Origin of the sequence: Pseudomonas sp. NBRC 111131 (assembly GCF_001320525.1) — a bacterium.
Classification (GTDB): domain Bacteria; phylum Pseudomonadota; class Gammaproteobacteria; order Pseudomonadales; family Pseudomonadaceae; genus Aquipseudomonas; species Aquipseudomonas ceruminis.
In genome coordinates, this window is record NZ_BCBH01000010.1 from 60,102 (window position 1) to 81,809 (window position 21,708).

Annotated in this window: 22 protein-coding genes; 9 read left to right on the top strand and 13 right to left on the bottom strand. The window is 61.1% G+C overall.

Going from position 1 to position 21,708, the window contains the following annotated elements; all coding sequences use genetic code 11:
• Positions 1-888 (bottom strand): GTP cyclohydrolase FolE2, encoded by an 888-nt coding sequence (gene folE2 / locus APH34_RS11860; protein WP_054901250.1) that lies wholly within the window; start codon positions 886-888, stop codon positions 1-3.
• A 21-nt stretch (positions 889-909) separates the two neighbouring features.
• Positions 910-1,290 carry a hypothetical protein gene (locus APH34_RS11865; RefSeq protein ID WP_054901348.1) on the bottom strand — a complete coding sequence of 127 codons (381 nt, stop codon included), beginning with the start codon at positions 1,288-1,290 and terminating at the stop codon, positions 910-912.
• Between the two features lie 111 nt (positions 1,291-1,401).
• Between APH34_RS11865 and zigA the strand changes: the two genes are divergently transcribed.
• Genes zigA through APH34_RS11880 form a run of 3 tightly spaced genes read left to right on the top strand, consistent with a single transcriptional unit; the run spans position 1,402 to position 4,248 of the window.
• Positions 1,402-2,610 (top strand): zinc metallochaperone GTPase ZigA, encoded by a 1,209-nt coding sequence (gene zigA / locus APH34_RS11870; RefSeq protein WP_054901251.1) that lies wholly within the window; start codon positions 1,402-1,404, stop codon positions 2,608-2,610.
• Entirely contained in the window at positions 2,607-3,233 is a 627-nt protein-coding gene (locus APH34_RS11875) for a DUF1826 domain-containing protein (protein WP_054901252.1), read from the top strand. The genes zigA and APH34_RS11875 overlap by 4 nt, the downstream gene beginning before the upstream one ends.
• 40 nt (positions 3,234-3,273) lie before the next feature.
• On the top strand, positions 3,274-4,248 hold the full coding sequence (locus APH34_RS11880; protein ID WP_054901253.1) for a GTP-binding protein: 975 nt from the start codon (positions 3,274-3,276) through the stop codon (positions 4,246-4,248).
• A gap of 43 nt (positions 4,249-4,291) precedes the next feature.
• Here APH34_RS11880 and APH34_RS11885 read toward each other — a convergent pair whose 3' ends face one another.
• Positions 4,292-4,684 carry a DUF3301 domain-containing protein gene (locus tag APH34_RS11885; protein ID WP_054901254.1) on the bottom strand — a complete coding sequence of 131 codons (393 nt, stop codon included), beginning with the start codon at positions 4,682-4,684 and terminating at the stop codon, positions 4,292-4,294.
• A 120-nt stretch (positions 4,685-4,804) separates the two neighbouring features.
• Here APH34_RS11885 and pdxY point away from each other — a divergent pair, with 120 nt between their 5' ends.
• Positions 4,805-5,677 carry a pyridoxal kinase PdxY gene (gene pdxY / locus APH34_RS11890; RefSeq protein ID WP_054901255.1) on the top strand — a complete coding sequence of 291 codons (873 nt, stop codon included), beginning with the start codon at positions 4,805-4,807 and terminating at the stop codon, positions 5,675-5,677.
• Here the strand turns inward: pdxY and APH34_RS11895 are convergent.
• On the bottom strand, positions 5,674-6,159 hold the full coding sequence (locus APH34_RS11895; RefSeq protein ID WP_054901256.1) for an acyl-CoA thioesterase: 486 nt from the start codon (positions 6,157-6,159) through the stop codon (positions 5,674-5,676). The genes pdxY and APH34_RS11895 overlap by 4 nt on opposite strands.
• A 329-nt stretch (positions 6,160-6,488) precedes the next feature.
• On the opposite strand from APH34_RS11895, the gene APH34_RS11900 reads away from it, so the two are divergent.
• Positions 6,489-8,249 carry a cation:proton antiporter gene (locus APH34_RS11900; protein WP_054901257.1) on the top strand — a complete coding sequence of 587 codons (1,761 nt, stop codon included), beginning with the start codon at positions 6,489-6,491 and terminating at the stop codon, positions 8,247-8,249.
• Between the two features lie 135 nt (positions 8,250-8,384).
• Here the strand turns inward: APH34_RS11900 and APH34_RS11905 are convergent, their stop codons facing one another.
• From APH34_RS11905 to zwf, 5 genes are all read right to left on the bottom strand, one after another.
• Positions 8,385-8,792 carry an SMI1/KNR4 family protein gene (locus APH34_RS11905; RefSeq protein ID WP_054901258.1) on the bottom strand — a complete coding sequence of 136 codons (408 nt, stop codon included), beginning with the start codon at positions 8,790-8,792 and terminating at the stop codon, positions 8,385-8,387.
• Positions 8,793-8,906: 114 nt separating this feature from the next.
• The gene (locus tag APH34_RS11910) at positions 8,907-9,761 is read right to left on the bottom strand and encodes a Tim44 domain-containing protein (RefSeq protein WP_054901259.1); all 855 of its coding nucleotides are present in this window, start codon (positions 9,759-9,761) and stop codon (positions 8,907-8,909) included.
• A 107-nt stretch (positions 9,762-9,868) separates the two neighbouring features.
• Entirely contained in the window at positions 9,869-12,058 is a 2,190-nt protein-coding gene (gene uvrD, locus APH34_RS11915) for a DNA helicase II (protein WP_054901260.1), read from the bottom strand.
• 136 nt (positions 12,059-12,194) lie between these two features.
• Complete coding sequence (locus tag APH34_RS11920) at positions 12,195-12,512, bottom strand: hypothetical protein (RefSeq protein WP_054901261.1); 318 nt, start codon at positions 12,510-12,512, stop codon at positions 12,195-12,197.
• 87 nt (positions 12,513-12,599) lie between these two features.
• The gene (gene zwf, locus APH34_RS11925; RefSeq protein WP_054901262.1) at positions 12,600-14,042 is read right to left on the bottom strand and encodes a glucose-6-phosphate dehydrogenase; all 1,443 of its coding nucleotides are present in this window, start codon (positions 14,040-14,042) and stop codon (positions 12,600-12,602) included.
• Between the two features lie 103 nt (positions 14,043-14,145).
• On the opposite strand from zwf, the gene hexR reads away from it, so the two are divergent.
• Positions 14,146-15,012, top strand: a complete 867-nt coding sequence (hexR, locus tag APH34_RS11930; RefSeq protein WP_023383081.1) for a transcriptional regulator HexR — start codon at positions 14,146-14,148, stop codon at positions 15,010-15,012.
• Between the two features lie 111 nt (positions 15,013-15,123).
• The gene (locus tag APH34_RS11935) at positions 15,124-15,342 is read left to right on the top strand and encodes a PA3496 family putative envelope integrity protein (RefSeq protein WP_054901263.1); all 219 of its coding nucleotides are present in this window, start codon (positions 15,124-15,126) and stop codon (positions 15,340-15,342) included.
• Here APH34_RS11935 and APH34_RS11940 read toward each other — a convergent pair.
• Complete coding sequence (locus APH34_RS11940; RefSeq protein WP_054901264.1) at positions 15,284-16,246, bottom strand: LysR family transcriptional regulator; 963 nt, start codon at positions 16,244-16,246, stop codon at positions 15,284-15,286. The genes APH34_RS11935 and APH34_RS11940 overlap by 59 nt on opposite strands.
• A gap of 189 nt (positions 16,247-16,435) precedes the next feature.
• Here APH34_RS11940 and APH34_RS11945 point away from each other — a divergent pair, with 189 nt between their 5' ends.
• Entirely contained in the window at positions 16,436-17,851 is a 1,416-nt protein-coding gene (locus APH34_RS11945) for an acetyl-CoA carboxylase biotin carboxylase subunit (RefSeq protein ID WP_054901265.1), read from the top strand.
• An 11-nt stretch (positions 17,852-17,862) separates the two neighbouring features.
• Positions 17,863-19,671 carry a sodium-extruding oxaloacetate decarboxylase subunit alpha gene (gene oadA / locus APH34_RS11950; protein WP_054901266.1) on the top strand — a complete coding sequence of 603 codons (1,809 nt, stop codon included), beginning with the start codon at positions 17,863-17,865 and terminating at the stop codon, positions 19,669-19,671.
• 193 nt (positions 19,672-19,864) lie between these two features.
• On the opposite strand, the gene APH34_RS11955 is transcribed toward oadA, so the two are convergent.
• The 3 genes from APH34_RS11955 to APH34_RS11965 are packed head-to-tail and all read right to left on the bottom strand — an operon-like array spanning position 19,865 to position 21,631.
• Positions 19,865-20,536: a GNAT family N-acetyltransferase gene (locus tag APH34_RS11955; RefSeq protein ID WP_054901267.1), complete on the bottom strand. Its 672-nt coding sequence runs from the start codon at positions 20,534-20,536 to the stop codon at positions 19,865-19,867.
• A gap of 7 nt (positions 20,537-20,543) precedes the next feature.
• Positions 20,544-20,990 (bottom strand): GNAT family N-acetyltransferase, encoded by a 447-nt coding sequence (locus APH34_RS11960; protein WP_054901268.1) that lies wholly within the window; start codon positions 20,988-20,990, stop codon positions 20,544-20,546.
• Positions 20,991-21,001: 11 nt separating this feature from the next.
• The gene (locus APH34_RS11965; RefSeq protein ID WP_054901269.1) at positions 21,002-21,631 is read right to left on the bottom strand and encodes an FMN-binding negative transcriptional regulator; all 630 of its coding nucleotides are present in this window, start codon (positions 21,629-21,631) and stop codon (positions 21,002-21,004) included.
• Between the last annotated feature and the right edge of the window lie 77 nt (positions 21,632-21,708).

Genomic DNA, 21,708 nt, shown 5'->3' on the forward strand with positions numbered 1-21,708 from the left:
TCACCACCGCCACTGGCTGCTGGCTACTGCGTCGTGGGCATGCAGGCTTTCTGCATGTTCCACGCGAAGCTTGAAGGCCGACACCCCCTCAGCCTGACGCAGCGATTGATGCAACCGCCGTGCGGCGTCTTCACAGAACATCAGGTTCTGTCCATTTGCCAAAGCGAATGCTTGTTCGTCGGCACGTTTAACGGCGGTTTGCACGGCAGTGCCCAGGCTGGCCTCCACCGTATCGATCAGTTCGGTGACAGGTAGTGAGTCCAGATTGCTGCTCAACCGTATGTGAACAGTGGCTAGGCTGCGTTGGCTGTGTGGGGTGGCGACGATGCCTTCGCTGCTGCCCAGCCAAGCCAAGACGGCCGAATGATCCAGCGGCCGCTCGGCAAATTCTCTCTGGAACTGCTCCTGAATCAGTTGCCTGGCCAGGGCGGCCGAACAGGGGCAAGTGGAGGAATAAGGCACCTGCACCGATAGTTCCACGTGGAACATTTCATTCTCGATTTTCGAATCAATGGTTATTGCGTAGCTTTTCCAGCCCGACAAGCGGCTGATAAGTGCCGGCCGTTTCAACATGTGCTCGAAGCGCAAACGCAAGTAGGCGGCGTCGGAGAGGCCCTCATGGCTAGCAAGAAAGCTTGCCAGCAAACGGCGAATCGCCAAGGGCGTCAGCGTTTGCTGTTCCAGCATCTCAAGCGCCAAATACAGACGCGACATATGAATACCGCGGGATGTGCCATCCACCAGGCTCACCCCGGCGTCGGCCTTGGCAGCCACCCTTTGGCCATCGACCTGTATGGGAACGGCAATACCGCACATGCCTACCCAGTCGAGCGGGGTCGTGTCCAGGTGTGTTTGCGCAGCGATGTCAGGGAGCGTCAGGTTTGTCATTCTGGATACCAGGCAGGGAAATCAGCGGCAACCGCCGACCAGGCTGCAATGCAGGTTGAAACGTTGGCCGCTGGAACTGGACACACGGTTCAAGGTTGTCCACCCCACGCGGCGGCTGTAGCCAACCCACGCCTCACCATCACTGGCCAGGCCGGTGAAAAAGGTCAGCGAACCATAACGGCTATTGGTTTGCGCCCAAAGGCGACGTGTCGCACTGTCGTAACCACGCAGGTAAAAATGAGTACCTTCTGTGCGCACGCTGTAGTAGCTGCCGTTGCCATCCTCACACGCCACCAGCGTTGCGCTGCGCGTACACAGTGGCAACTTCTCGCCATGCGGCATGGCAACCAACGGTGCTGGTGCGACGAGCAATAACAGCACGATGACGCGTGACAGGTTCATTTCCATCTCCGGGTACTCTTGCGACGAGTACGACTTGGCGAAATTGTATTGTTACTTTATAACATTGTGCAATGCATCGTTTCGAATGCGTCCGCCTGTAGAGGATTCGCCATGCCCCATCGCCTTCCCGTCACCGTGCTTTCCGGCTTCCTGGGGGCCGGCAAAAGCACCTTGCTCAACCATGTGCTGCGTAATCGCGACAACCTGCGGGTTGCCGTGATCGTCAACGACATGAGTGAAATCAACATCGATGCCAGTGAGGTACAGCGCAACGTCAGCTTGAACCGCGCCGAGGAAAAACTGGTGGAGATGAGCAACGGTTGCATCTGCTGCACCCTGCGTGAGGACTTGCTGGAAGAAGTCGCCCGATTGGCCGAAGAGGGCCGCTTCGATTATTTACTCATCGAGTCCACGGGGATCTCCGAGCCGCTGCCGGTGGCAGAAACCTTCACGTTCCGCGACGAGCAAGGCCGTAGCCTGTCAGACATGGCGCGGTTGGACACCATGGTCACGGTGGTCGATGGCCTGAACTTCCTGCGTGACTATCAGGCGGCCGATAGCCTGGCGAGTCGGGGCGAGACCTTGGGGGAAGACGACGAGCGGTCGATCACGGACCTGCTGATCGAACAAGTCGAATTCGCTGACGTACTGCTGCTGAGCAAGATCGACCTGATCAGCCAGCACGAGCGCGAAGAGCTCATGGCTATTTTGCGCAGCCTCAACCCGCGGGCGCAGATCGTGCCCATGGTGATGGGCCAAGTGCCGCTGGAGCGGATCCTCGATACCGGCCTGTTCGACTTCGATCTGGCGGCACAGGCACCTGGCTGGTTGCAGGAAATGCGCGGTGAGCATGTGCCGGAAACGCAGGAATACGGCATTGCCGCAACCAGTTGGGAAGCCCGCAGGCCGTTGCATCCCCAGCGCTTTTTCGACTTTATCCACAAGCAATGGAGCAATGGCCGCTTGCTGCGCTCGAAGGGGTTCTTCTGGCTGGCCAGCAAATACCAGGAGGCCGGCAGTTGGTCGCAGGCCGGCGGCATGATGCGCCACGGCCTGGCCGGGCGCTGGTGGCGTTTTGTACCGCGCGAGCAGTGGCCGCAGGATGAGCAAAGCATGGCGGACATCCTAAAGCATTGGACGGTCGAGAGCGGCGACTGCCGTCAGGAGTTGGTGTTCATTGGGCAGAACATCGACTTTGCCAGGTTATCCACAGAGCTGGAGGCCTGCTTGTTGAATGACGACGAGATGGCACTAGGCCCTATGGGGTGGCTGCGCATGGAGGACCCATTCGGCCCGTGGTACAGCGAGGAGGCCGCATGAAGCTGGCGTGTCCACCTGTGGATATCCGCCAGGTATTCGGCGAATCTCCCAAGGTACTGACTGAAGTCTTTCAGGAGGGTGTCAATCTGGCTGTCTGGCAACGCCGTTTGCCGGCGCAGCTGGAAGACTTCGCGGCCTTGGTGGTCAGCCTGGGTCAGGCCCTGACGGATCAGCGGGTCGTCGATGTGAATGAGCATGAACCCGTGGTGTTGCCCGGGTTGCTGCGCGAGGCAGCCGACTTGCACGGTTACGAGGGGTTCATTGCCGATGTAGCCTGGTTGGTGTCGGCGTTTACCTGTCTGTTGGGCGCACGCCGGGTTGGGCTGCGTCTGCGCGTGCTGCAGGGCGCGATGTGCCCACGGTTCCATGTGGATAACGTGCCCTTGCGGCTACTCACGACCTACATCGGGCCCGGCAGCGAGTGGCTGGAAGAGGGCGCGATCGAACGTGACGGCTTGCAACGGGCGCAAGCCCCTGTGGATAACATCCGTAGCCTGCAGGCTGGGGAGGTGGCCGTGCTCAAAGGGGAGAAATGGTTGGGCAACGAAGGCGCGGGCTTGATCCACCGCTCGCCAGGCAGTGAGCAGCGGCGGCTGTTGCTTAGCCTTGACTGGTTGGCGTGACGGGGCATAGTGGGAGGCAACACACCGTTCAAGTGATCCCATGCTGCAAAACATCCCCACCCACGTCATCGCCGGCCCCTTGGGCGCCGGCAAGACCAGCCTGATTCGTCAGCTGATGGCTCAGCGCCCCGCTGACGAGCGATGGGCGGTATTGGTCAACGAATTTGGCCAGGTGGGTATCGATGCAGCCTTGCTGAGCCGGGACGAAGACGGTATTGCCATTGCCGAGGTGGCAGGGGGTTGTCTGTGCTGCGTCAATGGCACGCCGTTTCAGGTCGGGTTGGGCCGCCTGCTTCGCAAGGCACGCCCTGATCGCCTGTTGATCGAGCCGTCAGGCCTCGGCCACCCGTTGCAATTGTTGAATCAGTTGGGCCAGGCGCCCTGGCGTGGAGTGCTGTCGGTACAGCCATTGGTGATGGTTGTGGACGCGTTAGCGCTGGCGCGCGGCGAGGTTTTGCCCGCTGCCCAACAAGAAGCCATGCAAGCCGCTGCGCTGGTGGTCCTAAACAAGAGCGAGGCTGTTGATGAAAATCATAGGTTGTTGATAAATAAAGACTTTTCATTAATCCACAGGCTCTGGACCACGCAGGGCCGACTTGCCCTTGGCGAGCTTCCCGTTTCATCCACAGCGGTAGAAGGCCATTTTTCTGTGGATAAGCCAGTTCTGCAGGCTCAGCCGGTGGCATCTGGCAGCCTGTGGACAAATCCTCGTGAGCCGATCTGCCAGGCTCAGGAAGGTGAGGGCGGTTGGAGCATCGGCTGGCGTTGGCACCCAAGCCAGCAATTCGATCCGCAGCGCCTGCGGCGTTTCCTTGCGCAGTGGCCATGGCGGCGAGCCAAGGCAGTTATCCACAGCGCCCAGGGGTGGCAGTCTTTCAATGCATTGGAGCGGGACATGCCTGCTTGGCAGCCGAGCGCTTGGCGCAAGGATTCGCGGCTTGAACTTATTTTCGACAAGGCCCAGCCGCAGCAGGTGCTCCAGGCCGCATTGGCAGAATGTGTCATCGGGCACTGAACCTGCCTCAGAGCCCCCGGTTCCGTTTAGGGAAACCCCTTGATCAGTTACGCCAGCGATTGTGCTCCTGGCGCCACTGCTGCATCTCGATCACATTGTCGGCCCGTGGCGGTGTCTTGATCTCGAACGGGTACGGTGCCAGTTCAATTTGCACGCTGTGGGCGCCAAATTGGGTCACGGTACCTGGATGGCGCTGTTCGCCGGTGACGGTGAATTCGAACGCATACACCCGGGCCAGGCGCTTCCTGCCGTTGGCATCACGAATGAACGCTATGCGCTTGAGCGCCACCGCATCGTCGAGCAGTTCCAGGTCCAGCTTGGCGCAGTGCTGCTTGACCCGCTCCAGGGCCTTTTCGCGCAGACCATGGTTGTGCCATACCCAAGCGCCTGCCGTGGCCAGCAGCATCAGGACGAAGAGATTCTCCAGGGTCAACATTTGCTTATGCTCCAAACAGGTCGATCCAGCTTAACTGCGTCCCTGGTCTGTCGTACAGGTGGCAATCGAGTTCATACTGCGCGACGCACAATCCTTGAAACAGCTTTGGAAAACGCCCGCATGAAACGTACCCCGCACTTGCTCGCCATCCAGTCCCACGTGGTGTTCGGCCACGCCGGAAACAGCGCTGCGGTGTTCCCGATGCAACGTATAGGGGTCAATGTCTGGCCGCTCAATACCGTGCAGTTCTCCAATCACACTCAGTATGGCCAGTGGGCGGGAGAAGTGCTTGCTCCGGCGCAAATTCCTGCGCTGGTGGAAGGCATTTCCAATATTGGCGAACTGGGCCATTGCGATGCCGTGCTTTCAGGCTACCTGGGCAGTGCCGAGCAGGGCCGTGCGATCCTGGCCGGGGTCGAGCGGATCAAGGCCGTGAATCCCAAGGCGCTGTACCTGTGTGACCCGGTCATGGGGCATGCAGAGAAGGGTTGTATCGTCCCGCAGGAGGTGAGCGAATTTCTGCTCGAGGAGGCAGCGGCCAAGGCTGACATCCTCTGTCCGAACCAGCTTGAGCTGGACAGCTTCTGTGGCCGCCGGGCGCAGTCGCTGGCAGATTGCGTCAGCATGGCCCGTGGGCTGTTGGAGCGTGGGCCAGAAGTGGTGCTGGTCAAGCACCTGGCCTACCCGGGGCGTGCCGAAGAAATGTTCGAAATGCTGCTGGTGACCCGTGACGCAAGCTGGCACCTGCGCCGCCCGCTACTGGCCTTTCCACGCCAGCCCGTTGGGGTGGGTGATTTGACGTCAGGGCTGTTCCTGGCCCGCGTGCTGCTGGGCGATAGCTGGTTGCAGGCGTTCGAGTACACCGCAGCAGCGGTGCATGAGGTGTTGCTGGAAACCCAGGCTTGCGCCAGCTACGAACTGCAACTGGTGCGTGCCCAGGATCGCATCGCTCACCCGCGTGTACGCTTCGAGGCGCAGCGCCTGGCGGTTTAAATGGCGTCGGTCTTCAGGTTCTGATAGCGCGTTTCCAGTTCCTGGCGGATCTGGCGACGCTGCTGGCCCTGCAGGAAACGGCGTTTTTCCTCGCTGGACTGCGGCTGGCGCGGCGGTACTGGGACCGGGCGGCGGTTGTCATCGACCGCCACCATGGTGAAGAAGCAACTGTTGGAATGGCGCACCGAGCGCTCGCGGATGTTCTCGGTGACAACCTTGATGCCAACCTCCATGGAGGTATTGCCGGTGTAGTTGACCGAGGCGAGGAAAGTCACCAGCTCGCCGACGTGCACCGGCTCGCGGAAGATCACCTGGTCGACTGACAGGGTTACCACATAGCTGCCGGCATAGCGGCTGGCGCAAGCGTACGCCACTTCGTCGAGGTACTTGAGCAGGGTGCCGCCATGTACGTTGCCAGAAAAGTTGGCCATGTCCGGGGTCATCAGGACGGTCATGCTCAGCTGGGCGTTTCCAGGTTCCATAGTGTGCTCACGGTGAGGTTGCGCTGAATCAGGGCGTTCGGGGCGGTTATCTGCTGACACTTCTGTTCCCCTCTTTAAGGTTGCCTTCCTGATACGGGACGTTGGCCGAGACGCCATCGTCACGCTGATCTTGCCATCAGAGGCTGTTAATCAGCCGATCTGTTTCTACATATTGCACCGGCTTTTTGCGGCGGGGTGCGATGTTAACCTGAGTACGCCCATGCAACATGGGCTTTCCTGCATTCAATACAGTATGTACTTGCTGCTCGCTCGGGTTTGCCTTGGCAGAGGAGCGGTCTGCCCGGGCATCGAGAAAGGAGTATCGCGCCATGCATGCCATAAGCTTCATCCAGGATCTGGCAGTCATCATGCTGGTCGCAGGGGTGGTGACGATTCTCTTTCATCGCCTCAAGCAGCCCGTTGTGCTGGGCTACATCGTCGCCGGCTTCATCATCGGCCCACACACACCGCCGTTCGGCCTGATTCACGACGAAGACACGATCAAGACCCTGGCAGAGCTCGGGGTCATTTTCCTGATGTTCTGCCTGGGGCTGGAGTTCAGCCTGCGCAAATTGTTCAAGGTGGGAGCTACAGCCTTCATCGCAGCGTTCCTGGAAATTGTCCTGATGATCTGGATCGGGTTCGAGATTGGCCGCTGGTTCGGCTGGAACACCATGGACTCGCTGTTCCTCGGTGCCATCCTGGCGATTTCCTCGACCACCATCATCGTCAAGGCGCTCAACGACCTGAAGATGAAGAACGAGCGTTTTGCCCAGCTGATATTCGGTGTGCTGATCGTCGAGGACATCCTGGGGATCGGTATCATTGCCCTGCTTTCAGGGATTGCAGTCAGCGGGGCGGTCAGCTCCGGCGAGGTGTTTTCCACGGTGGGCAAGCTGTCGTTGTTCATGATCGTGGCGCTGGTCATCGGCATCTTGCTGGTGCCGCGGCTGCTGGCCTACGTGGCAAAGTTCGAAAGCAACGAGATGCTGCTGATCACCGTGCTTGGCCTGTGCTTCGGCTTCTGCCTGCTGGTGGTCAAGCTCGAATACAGCATGGTACTGGGTGCCTTCCTGATCGGTGCGATCATGGCGGAATCGCGGCAATTGCTGAAGATCGAACAGCTGATCGAGCCCGTGCGTGACCTGTTCAGCGCCATTTTCTTCGTTGCCATCGGCCTGATGATCGACCCGCAGGTGCTTATCGACTATGCCTGGCCAATCGTGGTGATCACCCTCGCCGTGGTGCTGGGCAAGATGCTTTCCTGCGGCATGGGCGCGTTCATTGCCGGTAACGATGGTCGCACGTCACTGCGCGTGGGGATGGGGCTTTCCCAGATTGGCGAGTTCTCGTTCATCATTGCCGCCCTGGGCATGACCCTGCAGGTCACCAGTGACTTCCTTTACCCCGTCGCTGTGGCGGTTTCAGCCATCACCACCCTGCTGACGCCGTACCTGATCCGTGCTGCCGACCCGCTGTCGCTCAAACTCGGCAAGGTAATGCCTAGCCGCTTGGCGCGGGTACTTTCGTTGTATGGCGAGTGGTTGCGCAGCATCCAGCCGCAGGGAGAAAGCGCCATGGTGGCGGCGATGATCCGGCGCATCCTGCTGCAGGTCGGGGTAAACCTTGCGTTGGTCATCGCGATCTTTTTCAGCGGGGGCTATTTCGCCGCGCGCATCGGCCATTGGCTCAGCGAATGGGTCTCCGATCTGAGTCAGCAGAAGGCGATGATCTGGGGAGCGGCGCTGTTGCTGTCGCTTCCGTTCCTGATCGCTGCTTACCGCAAGCTCAAGGCGCTATCGATGCTGTTGGCCGAAATGAGCGTCAAGCCGGAAATGGCCGGGCGACATACCCAGCGGGTGCGTCGGGTGGTGGCCGAGGTGATCCCGCTGCTGTCGCTGTTGGTGATCTTCCTGCTGCTGTCGGCGTTGTCGGCGAGCATTCTGCCGACCAACGAACTGCTGCTGATCATCGCGGTGGTGGCGGCGGTGGTAGTGGCCGTGTTGTGGCGCTGGTTCATCCGCGTGCATTCGCGCATGCAGATTGCCTTGCTGGAGACGCTGGAAAACAGCCGCGATCATACGCACTGAAGACTGCTCCCTGCGCCAGGCTTCACCGTAGGCCGAGGGGATAGAACGGTAACGATGTCGCCAGGCGCAGAAAGCCTGGCGATTTTAAGGGGAGGTAGTAGCTATGAGCCATTACTTTCTGTGGGCAATGCTCGCTCAGCTTTCCAGCCAGACGTCCCGGGCCCAGTGCCAGACCGATTCCCAGCTGTCTTCGCCCACGACTTCTTCGCTGCCATCCCACAGCACTACGGTGCCGTCTTCCTCGACGCAATAGTAGTTATCGCCATCCTGGCACAGCGGAATCAGATCACGTGGTACGCCCGCGTCCCAGGCATTGGCCGCAACATCGGGCAGGTAGGTATGGGACTGTGGGTCGGTAGCAGTGACCGGCTCCAGCGACCCGTACACCACATCGCTGACGGTCAGCAGGAACTCTTTGAACACAAACGGAATGTTGATGAACAGTTGTTCCTCGATCTCGACCAGTTGGTCTTCGTCAGGGAGCTCCAGGGGCACCGGTACCGGCTCATTGGCTTCACGGAGTTGTTCGATCACTTCTTCCACGGTTCACTTCCTCTGACCTTGATGACAACGTTGCGCGTTATACCCTAGTAGCCTGCTCTGGCAAAAGCAAAAACCCCGGGACAGGCCCGGGGTTTTTTGTGCAACGTGCGGCGGTTAACCGTTTTGACGGATACCGGCGACCAGCCAAGGCTGGTTCTCGCCCTGGGCGCGAACCATGTGCCAGCTTTCGCTGAACGCTTCGCCCTGGTCGAAGCGCGAGGTCTTCGACACGCCACGGAAGGTCAGGGTGGCGTCGGTACGGTCGGCACGATCATCGACACCGTCCAGTTGCACGTCCAGGTCATCGATGTAGGTCGACTGGAAGCCATCACCCAGGTCGGCACGCTCGCGCTTGAGGAACTCGAGCATCTGCGGGGTGACGAACTCGGCGATCTTGTCCATCTCGTTGGCATCCCAGTGCTGTTGCAGTGACTGGAAATGGCTACGGGCGGCGGCCAGGAAGCTCTGCTCGTTGAACCAGGCCGGGGCGTTGATCACCGGTGCGGCGGTTGCACCAGGCGCAGCCGAACCACCGAAGATCGACGGCTGGGCAGGCTGGGCGTGCGCTTCACGCTGGAACGGCGCATGGCCTGGGGCTGCCACCTGCGGCTGCTGCTGACGGCGGCGCGCGGCAATGAAGCGGAACACCAGGAAGGCGATCAGGCCGACGATCAGGAAGTCCATGATTTGCAGGCCCTGGAAGCCATCACCCATGAACATGGAGGCCAGCAGGCCACCGGCGGCCAGACCGGCCAGTGGGCCCAGCCAGCGCGAAGCACCGCTGGCGGCGGCCGGAGCCTTGCCTGGAGCGGTCGGCGCGGCGGCAGGCGTGGTTGGCGTGGCCTGGCGGGTCTGGTGGATAGGCGCGGAGCCCGAGCTCTTGCCGCCGCCGAAACGCTTGGCGTTGGCGTCCAGGCTCAGCGTCAGGCCGACGCAGAGCGCCAGTGCGATGCTAAGAAAACGTTGCATAAATGGGATTTCCCCTGTTGTGGATTGCACGCGCGTCATGGTGCACAGGTTCCTGTGCACATGACCAGCGACATAATGTTTCTAGCTTTTGCCTGATGTAACAGGTTTCAGAGTGCTTCGAGCTTGGCATACCCCAGCATCAGCCACTTGCTACCTTCGGCAAAGTTCACCTGCACCCGCGCCTGGGCTCCGGACCCCTCGAAATTGAGGATCACGCCTTCGCCAAACACCGAATGCTGAACCCGCTGGCCCAGGTTGAAGGCGGTCTGCGGAATGTTGGCATTGGCGAACAGGCTGCTGGCGCTGGTGGTCTGCGCACCGCCGAACGGGCGGCTGACGCTGTTGGAAAGACGCACTTCCTGGACCAGGCCTGCCGGAATCTCCCGTACGAAACGGGATACCTTGTTGTAGGTTTCGCTGCCATACAGGCGGCGCGTTTCAGCATAGGTCATGAACAGCTGGCGCATGGCACGGGTAATGCCCACGTAGGCCAGGCGGCGCTCTTCTTCCAGGCGCCCGGGCTCTTCCAGGCTCATCTTATGCGGGAACAGGCCTTCTTCCATGCCAACCAGGAACACGTAGGGGAACTCCAGGCCCTTGGCGCTGTGCAGCGTCATCAGCTGGATGCTGTCTTCGTGCTCGTCGGCCTGCGCTTCGCCGGCTTCCAGCGAGGCGTGGCCGAGGAAGGCCGACAACGGCGAGAGATCGCCGTCATCGTCACTGGTCTCGAAGTTGCGCGCTGCGCTGACCAGTTCTTCAAGGTTTTCTACCCGTGCCTGGCCCTTCTCACCTTTTTCTTCCTGGTGATAGATGATCAGGCCGGACTGCTCGATAACGGTTTGCGTCATCAGGTGCAGCGGCATGTCGGCGACTTTGCCCGACAGGTTCTCGATCAGCTCGATGAAGGCACCCAGGGCGCTGGCAGCACGGCCTTTGAGGGCCTTGGCGGCCAGCAGCTGGCACATCGCGCCCCACATCGACAGCTGGCTGTGACGGGCATGCTCGCGGATGGCCTCGACGGTCTTTTCACCGATGCCGCGCGGCGGCACGTTGATCACCCGCTCGAGGGCCGCGTCGTTACCGCGCCCTTCTAGCAGGCGCAGGTAAGCCATGGCGTTCTTGATTTCGGCACGTTCGAAGAAGCGCTGGCCGCCGTAGATACGGTAGGGAATGCGCTCGCGCAGCAAAGCCTCTTCCAGTACCCGGGACTGGGCGTTGGAGCGATACAGGATGGCGATGTCGCTGCGCGAGTTGCCTTGCTTGATCAGGCTCTCGATGGTTTCGACCACATAGCGCGCTTCGTCGTGCTCGTTGTAGGCGGCGTACAGCGTGAGCGGTTCGCCTTCACCCAGGTCGGTCCACAGCTCTTTGCCCAGGCGCCCGCTGTTGTTGGCGATCAAGGCGTTGGCAGCCTTGAGGATGCCGCCGGTGGAGCGGTAGTTCTGCTCCAGGCGGATCATCTCGGCATCGGGGAAGTCGGCGGTGTACTGGTGAATGTTTTCGATCTTGGCACCGCGCCAGCCGTAGATCGACTGGTCGTCGTCGCCCACTGCCATCAGGCTGCCACCGCCTTTGCCGGCCAACAGGCGCAACCAGGCGTACTGCACGGCGTTGGTGTCCTGGAACTCGTCCACCAGCAGGTGGCGGAAACGCCGCTGGTAGTGTTCGAGCAGGCCTGGGTGGTCGCGCCACAGGTCGAGGGCGCGCAGCAGCAGTTCAGAGAAGTCGATGACCCCGGCGCGTTCGCAGGCCTGTTCGTAGGCTTCGTAGATGCTGCGCATGGTGCCCAGGAACAGGTCGCCACTGGCCTGGATATGCTGCGGCCGCAGGCCTTCGTCCTTTTGCCCGTTGATGAACCACTGGGCTTGGCGCGCTGGCCAGCGTTGCTCGTCCAGGCCAAGCTCGCGGATCACCCGCTTGACCAGCCGCTGCTGGTCGTCACTGTCGAGAATCTGGAAGTTCTGTACCAGACGCGCTTCCTGCCAGTGCGCCCGCAGCAGGCGGTGCGCCAGACCGTGGAAGGTCCCGACCCACATGCCCGCCGGGTTGATGCCCAGCAACTGCTCGATGCGCTGGCGCATCTCGGCCGCTGCCTTGTTGGTGAAGGTCACCGACAGGATTGAGTGCGGCGAGGCCTGCTCGACCTGGATCAGCCAGGCGATGCGGTGTACCAGTACGCGGGTTTTACCGGAGCCGGCGCCAGCAAGCACCAGCTGACGCCCGAGCGTGGCCGCGACGGCCTGGCGTTGGGCATCGTTGAGGGAATTCAGCAGGAGGGAGAGGTCATCTGTGTGCATCCGGCCATTCTAGGGGCAGGCCGGTTAAGGGGCAAACGCATACTGTATGAATATTCACCTTCAAGTGCTGTTACCGATCGGGTTTAACGCGTCGGGCACAGCCAGATCGCCGTGTGGCGATCTGGCAGGGGCAGCGTCAGTCCTCTGCTACGCGGTGCCCGATATCAACCATCTGCGAACCCCCAGGCTGAATGATTTCCAGCTGTTTCCACGTACAGGCGCCCTCGCGGCGGAACAGCACCGGCTTCTCGGTGACCACCTGCGGCGCTATGGCACCGTTGTCTTGCAGTTTCAGCTCGAGCACTTCCCAGCCTGCGCGGTGGCGGACCTTGGGTTCTACCAGAACAGGTTCGATGCCGGGGTGGGCAACGGTCACAGTGCCCTGAACTTCGAAGCAGGTCGGCTCGCCGGGTACTTCGTCGTTATACGCATAAACGTTCTTGATGGTGTTCATGTCCAATTCCTTTGCAGTTGAGCGTTGCGCCAAAGGACGCAGTGCTACTTTCATCGCTGCAAGCGGGCAATGGGACCGGGCAGGCTTTCAGCTATGCCAATGCCTGCCATGCCTTGCCAGCAGGCTATTGGCCTGCTCCGGGCCATTGCTGCCGGCTGCGTAGTGGCGCGGGGCCTGGAAATGCTCTTCCCACCCGTTGATGATCGGGTCGATCCATGCCCAGGCGGCTTCCACTTCGTCGCGTCGCATGAACAGGGTCGAATCACCCTCCAGCACGTCCAGCAGCAGGCGTTCGTAGGCCTCCCAGCGGCGGGTCTGGCCAAACACCTGCGCCAGGTTGAGGTCGAGGTCCACCGGCTCCAGGCGCATGCCCTTGCCAGGGCTTTTGGTCATCATGCGCAGGCTGATGCGCTCGTCGGGCTGCAACTGGATCAACAGCTGGTTGGTCTGGCCACCGCTGAACAGCTCATGGGGTACGGGTTTGAACTGGATGACGATCTGCGACGAGCGCCGTGCCATGCGTTTGCCGGTGCGCAGGTAGAAAGGCACCCCGGCCCAGCGCCAGTTGTCGATGTGGGCCTGGACGGCGACGAAGGTTTCGGTATCGCTGTCGTTGTCCACGTCCTTCTCGAAGTAATAGGCAGGCACTTCCTGGCCGCCAATGTGGCCAGCGCCATACTGGCCGCGCACGGTCTTGTCCTGCACGTCCTGGCCAGTGATCGGCTTCAGGGCGCGCAAGATCTTCACCTTTTCGTCACGCACCGCCTCGGCCTCGAATTGTGCAGGCGGCTCCATGGCCACCAGACACAACAGCTGCAGCAAGTGGTTCTGCAGCATGTCACGGGTTGCGCCGGCGCGCTCGTAGTAACCCCCGCGGTTCTCGACACCGAGGGTTTCGCAGACACTGATCTGCACGTGGTCAACCTGCCCATTGCGCCACACGGGCTCGAGCAGCGCGTTGGCAAAGCGCAGGGCCATGAGGTTTTGCACGGTTTCCTTGCCCAGGTAGTGATCGATGCGAAACACTTGGGATTCGTCGAACACCGTACCGATCGCTTCATTGATGGCGGTGGCCGACTCCAGCGAATGGCCGATTGGTTTTTCCAGCACGATACGCGCTTCGTGATCGGCCAGCCCCGCCACGCGCAAGTGGTTGGCAATGGGCACGAACAGGTTGGGGGCGGTGGCAAGGTAGTAGATGCGGGTCAGCCCTCCAGATTCGCCCAGGTAGCGTGCCAGGCGGCCAAAGTCGGCGCTTTGCGAGGCATCCATGGGGAAGTAGTCCAGGCGCGCGGAAAACCGTCGCCACACTTCTTCATCGAAGTCGTTGCGGGCGATTTGCGCCCGGCAATGGCGTTCGGCGAGCTTGACGTAGTCGTTACGAGATATGTTGCGCCGCGCCAAAGCAATGATGCGCACGGCAATGTTCAGACGCCCCTCGCGATACAGGTGATAGAGCGCCGGCAGGAGCTTGTGCAGCGCCAGGTCGCCAGTGCCGCCGAATACCATGATGTCGCAAGGAATAGTCAAACCACCACTCTCCACGTTCGTTTAACTGGGCGGGTTGGCGTCCATGTAGTATAACTACAAGAAAGCTACATCCCGGCCAGCCGATCATAACCGAGTCCAGCCCGTGAATCTGTTGCAACATATCGCCCAATCGCGCCACCTGCTGCGCAAATCGGAACTCAAAGTGGCCGACCATGTGCTGCTCGACCCGGCTGCGGTCATGCACAGTTCGATGGCCGACCTGGCGCACAGCGTAGGCATCAGCGAGCCGACCATTGTGCGCTTCTGCCGGGCGATCGGTTGCTCGGGCTTCCAGGACCTCAAGCTGAAGCTGGCGCAGAGCCTGGCCGCAGGCGCCAGCTTCGGGCAGTTCGCCATCCACGAGGACGATTCGGTTGCCGACTACAGCCTGAAAATCTTCGACACCACCTTGCACACCTTGATGGAGGTGCGTGAGCACCTCGACCCGCAGGCGCTGCAGCAGGCGGTGAGCGCCATGGCCCAGGCCCAGCGTGTTGAGTTCTATGGGTTCGGGGCCTCGGGCGCGGTGGCCGCCGATGCCCAGCATAAATTCTTCCGTTTGCTGCTCAGCGCAGCGGCGTATTCCGACCCGCACATGCAGGCGATGTCGGCGGTGACGTTGAAGCCGGGCGATGTGGCGGTGTGCATTTCGCAGTCGGGGCGTTCCAAGGACTTGCTGATCACCGCCAACCTGGTGCGTGAAAGCGGTGCCAATCTGATTACCTTGTGCCCGAGCCAGACGCCATTGGCAGAGCTTTCAACCGTCAACCTGGCAATCGATGTGCACGAAGACACTGAAATCTACACGCCGTTGACCTCGCGTATTGCCCACCTGGTCGTCATCGACGTGCTGGCCATGGGTGTGGCCATGGCGCGTGGGCCGAGCCTGGTCAATCACCTCAAGAGCGTGAAGCGCAGTTTGCGCAGCCTGCGCCTGTCGCCCAAGTCGATCAAAGCGATGGATGACTGATAGCGGCTCGCCTTCGCCTGCAAATTTCACCGATTTGTCACCTTACCTCAGCAAAACGGTAAACCACTGAAGCCAGTCTGAAGCTCCCGCACTCGATCAGGGAGACAGGCAATGGCTCGTGACTTCGATGGCTCTTACCAACCCACCGCCAAGGCTCGCAAACAGCAAGAAAAGGATCAGCGCCGCATGGAATACCGCCGTGCGATCGAAAGCTATTGCGACCAGCGGCAACTGCTGCGCGACCTGGCGGACTACCCGGAGCTGCAAGCGCTTACGGTGTGGCAGGCTTCGGCGGCAACTTCCCCGAAAAGCGCTCAACAATCGCGCTGATCAGCGCGCGTTCGCTGCGAATGAACGTCAGGAACGCCAACGCCACTGGCGATTGTCGCTTGGCCTTGGACTGCACCACGCACCAACTGCGGTACAGGGGCAGTTCCTCGACCGGCAACTCCTTGAGCACGCCAGTGGCCAGTTCCATGTTCAATGCATGGCGGGTCAGCAGGGCGATACCCAGGCCCGCGATCACGCATTCGCGCTGTGCATCGGCTGAGGCGACTTCCAGGGTCTGGGTGAAATGCACGCGCTTGTCCTTGAAGTACTCTTCGCAGGCCTTGCGCGTGCCCGAGCCCTGTTCCCGGACTAGCAGGGTATGAGGTTCCAGGTCTTGCAAGCGCAGTTGCTCGAGCTTGCACAGGGGGTGATCCGGCGGCGCCACGGCGACGATCGGGTTGTTGAGAAACGGCAGAAACTCCAGGCCCATGTCCTGCGGGACCATGGACATGATGATCAAGTCGTCGCGATTGTCGGAAAGGCGCCTGATCGCCTGGGCCCGGTTGACTACCGTGAGCGTCAGGTTGACCTCCGGGTGACGTTGCTTGAAGGCAGCGAACAGGTGTGGCACGAAGTACTTGGCGCTGGACTCGATCGCCAGTTTCAACTGCCCCTGCAGTGAGCCCTGCATGTCGGACAGTTGCATGTCGAGGCTTTCCAGGCGGCCGAAGATATCCCGGCTGGCGCGTTGCAGCGCCTCGGCTGCTTCGGTCAGGTATAGCTTTTTGCCCACATACTCGAACAACGGTTGGCCAACCAATTCCTCCAGTTGACGAATCTGTAGACTAACGGCGGGTTGCGTGAGCGCCATTTCCTCCGCAGCACGGCTGTAGGAGCGTAAATCACACACCTCATTGAAGATTTGCAGTTGACGCAACGTCATACGCATCAAGGACTTACGCATTTTTCCCCAGGCTCCGGCAAAACCTTGTTACTGAACTATAAGCTTTTGCTAATAGAGCCCCTAACAAATATTGATTTTTGTTTATCAACCTTCAGCGCTAGGGTGAATATGCGACTGGCCAGCGACGTCTGGTCACGCGCCGACCGGTAGAACCGGCTCGTATGTTCCTACGGCTTTGGGAAGACTCCAGTGATAAAAAAAATCCTGATCGCCAACCGGGGTGAAATCGCAGTTCGGATCGTGCGTGCCTGCGCCGAGATGGGCATTCGCTCTGTCGCGATCTATTCCGACGCCGACCGTCACGCCTTGCACGTCAAGCGCGCCGACGAGGCCTACAGCATTGGTGCCGAACCGCTGGCCGGTTACCTGAACCCGCGCAAGCTGGTCAACCTTGCTGTGGAGACCGGCTGTGATGCCCTGCACCCGGGCTACGGTTTCCTGTCGGAAAACGCTGAACTGGCAGAGATCTGCGCCGAGCGCGGGATCAAGTTCATCGGCCCGGCCGCCGATGTGATTCGCCGCATGGGCGACAAGACTGAAGCGCGCCGCACCATGATCAAGGCAGGGGTACCTGTCACCCCCGGCACCGAAGGCAACGTTGCTGATATCCACGAAGCCCTCAGCGAAGGTGACCGCATCGGTTACCCGGTAATGCTCAAGGCCACCTCTGGCGGCGGTGGGCGCGGGATTCGCCGTTGCAATAGTCGCGAAGAGCTGGAGCAGAACTTCCCCCGGGTGATCTCCGAGGCCACCAAGGCCTTCGGTTCGGCGGAAGTGTTTCTGGAAAAGTGCATCGTCAATCCCAAGCACATCGAAGCGCAGATTCTGGGTGACAGCTTCGGCAACGTGGTGCACCTGTTCGAGCGCGATTGCTCGATCCAGCGTCGCAACCAGAAATTGATCGAAATTGCCCCAAGCCCGCAGCTCACCCCCGAACAGCGTGCCTACATCGGCGACCTGGCCGTGCGTGCCGCCAAGGCCGTGGACTACGAGAACGCCGGTACCGTGGAGTTTCTGCTCGCCGATGGCGAGGTGTACTTCATGGAGATGAACACCCGCGTGCAGGTGGAACACACCATCACCGAAGAAATCACCGGTATCGACATCGTTCGTGAGCAGATTCGCATTGCCTCGGGTCTGCCGCTGTCGGTCAAGCAGGAAGACATCCAGCACCGTGGTTACGCGTTGCAGTTTCGCATCAACGCCGAAGACCCGAAGAACAACTTCCTGCCAAGCTTCGGCAAGATCACCCGTTACTACGCCCCCGGCGGCCCAGGTGTGCGCACCGACACGGCGATCTACACCGGCTACACCATTCCGCCGTTCTACGATTCGATGTGCCTGAAGCTGGTGGTGTGGGCGTTGACCTGGGAAGAAGCCATGGACCGCGGCCTGCGAGCCCTGGACGACATGCGTGTGCAAGGGGTCAAGACCACCGCCGCGTATTACCAGGAAATCTTGCGCAATCCCGAATTCCGTAGCGGCCAGTTCAATACCAGCTTCGTCGAAAGCCATCCTGAACTGACCAACTACTCGATCAAGCGCAAACCCGAAGAGCTGGCCCTGGCCATCGCCGCTGCCATCGCCGCCCACGCAGGCCTGTGAGGAACCCTATAATGTCCAAGAAAATTCACGTAACCGACACGATCCTGCGCGACGCCCACCAGTCCCTGCTGGCCACTCGCATGCGTACCGAAGACATGCTGCCGATCTGTGACAAGCTCGACAAGGTCGGCTACTGGTCGCTGGAAGTCTGGGGTGGCGCCACCTTCGATGCCTGCGTGCGCTTCCTCAAGGAAGACCCGTGGGAACGCCTGCGCAAACTGCGCAACGCATTGCCCAACACCCGCCTGCAGATGCTCCTGCGTGGGCAGAACCTGCTGGGCTACCGCCACTACAGCGACGACGTGGTCAAGGCCTTCGTTGCCAAGGCCGCAGTCAACGGCATCGACGTGTTCCGCATCTTCGATGCCATGAACGACGTGCGTAACCTGCGTGTTGCCATCGAGGCCGTGAAGGCTGCAGGCAAGCATGCCCAGGGCACCATCGCCTACACCACCAGCCCGGTGCATACCATCGAAGCCTTCGTGAAGCAGGCCAAGCAGATGGAAGCCATGGGTTGCGACTCGGTGGCGATCAAGGACATGGCCGGCCTGCTGACCCCTTACGCCACGGGCGAGCTGGTCAAGGCGCTGAAAGCCGAGCAGTCGCTGCCAGTGTTCATCCACTCCCATGACACCGCCGGCCTGGCTGCCATGTGCCAGCTCAAGGCCGTGGAAAATGGCGCTGACCATATCGACACCGCGATTTCCAGCTTCGCCTGGGGCACCAGCCACCCGGGCACCGAATCGATGGTCGCTGCGCTCAAGGGCAGCGAGTTCGATACCGGCCTGGACCTGGAGCTTTTGCAGGAAATCGGCCTGTACTTCTATGCCGTGCGCAAGAAATATCACCAGTTCGAAAGCGAGTTCACCGCGGTGGACACCCGCGTGCAGGTCAACCAGGTGCCAGGCGGCATGATTTCCAACCTGGCCAACCAGCTCAAGGAGCAGGGCGCCCTCAACCGTATGAACGAAGTGCTGGCGGAGATCCCCCGTGTGCGTGAAGACCTCGGCTTCCCGCCGCTGGTTACGCCGACCTCGCAGATCGTCGGCACCCAGGCATTCTTCAACGTGCTGGCCGGCGAGCGCTACAAGACCATCACCAACGAGGTGAAGCTGTACCTGCAGGGCGGTTACGGCAAGGCCCCTGGCGTGGTCAATGAGCAACTACGCCGTCAGGCGATCGGCAGTGAAGACGTGATCGACGTGCGCCCCGCCGACTTGCTCAAGCCGGAGATGGCCAAGCTGCGTGCCGACATCGGTGCCCTGGCGCATTCTGAGGAGGATGTGCTGACCTTCGCCATGTTCCCGGACATCGGCCGCAAGTTCCTCGAGGAGCGTGAAGCCGGCACCCTGGCCCCCGAGGCCCTGCTGCCGATCCCGGAAGCTGGCGCCGTGGCTGCCCCGGGCGGTGAAGGCGTGCCGACCGAGTTCGTCATCGACGTACACGGTGAAACCTACCGTGTCGACATCACCGGCGTGGGCGTCAAGGCCGAAGGCAAGCGTCACTTCTATCTGTCGATCGACGGCATGCCGGAAGAGGTCGTGTTCGAGCCGCTCAACGAGTTTGTCGGGGGTGGCAGCAGCAAGCGCAAGCAGGCCAGCGCCCCAGGCCACGTCAGCACCACCATGCCAGGCAACATCGTGGATGTGCTGGTCAAGGAAGGCGACATGGTCAAAGCCGGCCAGGCCGTGCTGATCACTGAAGCGATGAAGATGGAAACCGAGGTGCAGGCGGCCATCGCCGGCAAGGTCGTGGCCATCCACGTCGCCAAGGGCGATCGTGTGACGCCGGGTGAGATCCTGATCGAGATCGAGGGCTGACAGAGCCCTCGTCTCCAAGCGGTTAACCTCTGGGGAGCGGATGCTCCCCTTTTTTTATGCGGATTGACGACACGGTCGCCCTCGTGAACTTCCTGGCGTTGAGGCAGTGCTGGTGGGAGTGGGCTTGCCCCACGAACACCGGCCAAGCCGTTACCTACCACCGCGATGCCGCTTTCGCGGGGCAAGTCTGTGCTCAGGCGTTACGGCACGCCTCGAGCGTCTGCACCTGCCCCCCTGGCTGCTGATTCTCTTCGCTCAACCAGCGCTCGAAGCCCGCTGCCACCTGTGGCCATTCATCATCGGTAATCGAATACCACGCCGTATCCCGGTTGTGGTCCTTGACCACCAGGTGCTTGCGAAACACACCCTCGAACTGAAAGCCGAACCGCTCGGCCGCGCGCTTGGACCGGGCATTGGCGTTGTTGCACTTCCATTCCAGGCGGCGGTTGCCCAGCTCGAAGCCGAGCTTGCCCAGCAGGTAGACCGCCTCGGTGCTTTTGGGGGTGCGCTGCATGGCTGCGCCAAAGGCGATGTGGCCGATCTCGATGCGGCCGTGGTCGGGGACGATCGACATCAACGTGAGGATGCCTTGCGCCTGGTTGCTGGCGCGGTCGATTACCGTGTAGTACAGCGGGTCGTGGCCGGCGGCATTCCCCTCCAGCCAGCGGTCGAAGGCCGCGCGCTCAGTGAACGGGCCGTAGGGCAGGTAGTCCCACAGCACCGGATCGGAGTCCGGGCCTTGCAACACCTCCCAGAGGTCGTTGCCATGGCGCGCAGGGTCGAGCTTTTCCAGGCGAATGAAGCGGCCATCGAGGGGGGTGGCCTCGGGCGTTCTGGCAGGTTCCCAGTGCAATGCGTCAGTCATGATCGGCCTACAACCCTTTGCGGAATTGAATGAAGCCTGGCCGCTCGGCAACCTGTTCATACAGGCTGATGGCGGTGGCGTTGGTCTCGTGGGTGAGCCAGTGCACCTTGATGCACCCGGCAGCCTTGGCGGTCGCATACACGTGCTCGATCAGCTGGCGGCCGATGCCCAGGCCACGCTGGGCGCTATCCACATACAGGTCCTGCAGGTAGCAGGAGTTCTCGATGCTCCAGTTGGAGCGATGATAGATCCAGTTGACCATGCCCACTGCCTGGCCCTCGACCCAGGCCAGGGCGGAAAAGGTGGGTTCGCTCGGGTCGAGCAGGCGCTGCCAGGTGCTGGCGCTGACGGCATCGGGCAACTCGGTTTGGTAGAACCGCAGATAGGCTTGCCACAGGGCGAGCCAGGCAGCATGGTCGTTGGCGCCAACGGGGCGCAGGGTAACGCTGGGCATGGGCTTGTCCTTCACAGTTGGCGCATCTGCGCCGCGAGTTGGTTGTCCAGGTAATCGGAGCTATTGCTCAGGCCCTCGCGCACCCCGGCGATGTCTTGTGCCGAGCGGTTCTGGCTGAGCTTGCGCGCGCCTTGCAGACGGGCGATGGGCATGCGGATACCGACGATGGCGCGCAGCATGCCGTCGAGGTAGTCGCGGGGGGCATCGGCGACTTTCCAGGGCGTGCTGCGGCCCTGTTCATGCCGGTCGGTCAGGCGGCTGACAATGTCCAGCAGCGGGGCGGCTTCATGGATCACTTCGACGGGGCCGTAGGCGTGCACAGCCAGGTAATTCCAGGTGGGCACCACCTTGGGGTTGTCGGCCTTGCTGGGGTAGTAGCTGGGGCTGACATAAGCATCGGCGCCTGGAAAGACCAGCAGCGCTTCGCCGCCACGCTCCAGGTCTTGCCATTGGCGATTGGCGCGTGCCAGATGGGCATAGACGGTACCGAATTCGCCTTCCTCTGGGTCGACCAGCACCGGCAGGTGCGTAGCCAGCAGGCCGTTCTCGCCTTGGCTGACCAGCATGGCCAGGCGGGTTTCAAGCATGTGCTGGTGCAAGCGCCCGAGGTCGTGTTCCTGGTGGGGTTTGCTGTTGTACATACAGGGGTTCCTTGTCCAATGGCTCCATCCTAGGCAGGCTATTGGTTCTGGGTAAGAGCCATTATCGGCTGTTTTTA

What these genes read in the sequence shown, in the direction of transcription:
- folE2 (WP_054901250.1), bottom strand. Translation starts at nt 888, where the DNA reads ATGACAAACCTGACGCTCCCTGACATCGCTGCGCAAACACACCTGGAC.
- APH34_RS11865 (WP_054901348.1), bottom strand. Translation starts at nt 1,290, where the DNA reads ATGAACCTGTCACGCGTCATCGTGCTGTTATTGCTCGTCGCACCAGCA.
- zigA (WP_054901251.1), top strand. Translation starts at nt 1,402, where the DNA reads ATGCCCCATCGCCTTCCCGTCACCGTGCTTTCCGGCTTCCTGGGGGCC.
- APH34_RS11875 (WP_054901252.1), top strand. Translation starts at nt 2,607, where the DNA reads ATGAAGCTGGCGTGTCCACCTGTGGATATCCGCCAGGTATTCGGCGAA.
- APH34_RS11880 (WP_054901253.1), top strand. Translation starts at nt 3,274, where the DNA reads ATGCTGCAAAACATCCCCACCCACGTCATCGCCGGCCCCTTGGGCGCC.
- APH34_RS11885 (WP_054901254.1), bottom strand. Translation starts at nt 4,684, where the DNA reads ATGTTGACCCTGGAGAATCTCTTCGTCCTGATGCTGCTGGCCACGGCA.
- pdxY (WP_054901255.1), top strand. Translation starts at nt 4,805, where the DNA reads ATGAAACGTACCCCGCACTTGCTCGCCATCCAGTCCCACGTGGTGTTC.
- APH34_RS11895 (WP_054901256.1), bottom strand. Translation starts at nt 6,159, where the DNA reads ATGGAACCTGGAAACGCCCAGCTGAGCATGACCGTCCTGATGACCCCG.
- APH34_RS11900 (WP_054901257.1), top strand. Translation starts at nt 6,489, where the DNA reads ATGCATGCCATAAGCTTCATCCAGGATCTGGCAGTCATCATGCTGGTC.
- APH34_RS11910 (WP_054901259.1), bottom strand. Translation starts at nt 9,761, where the DNA reads ATGCAACGTTTTCTTAGCATCGCACTGGCGCTCTGCGTCGGCCTGACG.
- uvrD (WP_054901260.1), bottom strand. Translation starts at nt 12,058, where the DNA reads ATGCACACAGATGACCTCTCCCTCCTGCTGAATTCCCTCAACGATGCC.
- APH34_RS11920 (WP_054901261.1), bottom strand. Translation starts at nt 12,512, where the DNA reads ATGAACACCATCAAGAACGTTTATGCGTATAACGACGAAGTACCCGGC.
- APH34_RS11935 (WP_054901263.1), top strand. Translation starts at nt 15,124, where the DNA reads ATGGCTCGTGACTTCGATGGCTCTTACCAACCCACCGCCAAGGCTCGC.
- APH34_RS11940 (WP_054901264.1), bottom strand. Translation starts at nt 16,246, where the DNA reads ATGCGTAAGTCCTTGATGCGTATGACGTTGCGTCAACTGCAAATCTTC.
- oadA (WP_054901266.1), top strand. Translation starts at nt 17,863, where the DNA reads ATGTCCAAGAAAATTCACGTAACCGACACGATCCTGCGCGACGCCCAC.
- APH34_RS11955 (WP_054901267.1), bottom strand. Translation starts at nt 20,536, where the DNA reads ATGACTGACGCATTGCACTGGGAACCTGCCAGAACGCCCGAGGCCACC.
- APH34_RS11960 (WP_054901268.1), bottom strand. Translation starts at nt 20,990, where the DNA reads ATGCCCAGCGTTACCCTGCGCCCCGTTGGCGCCAACGACCATGCTGCC.
- APH34_RS11965 (WP_054901269.1), bottom strand. Translation starts at nt 21,631, where the DNA reads ATGTACAACAGCAAACCCCACCAGGAACACGACCTCGGGCGCTTGCAC.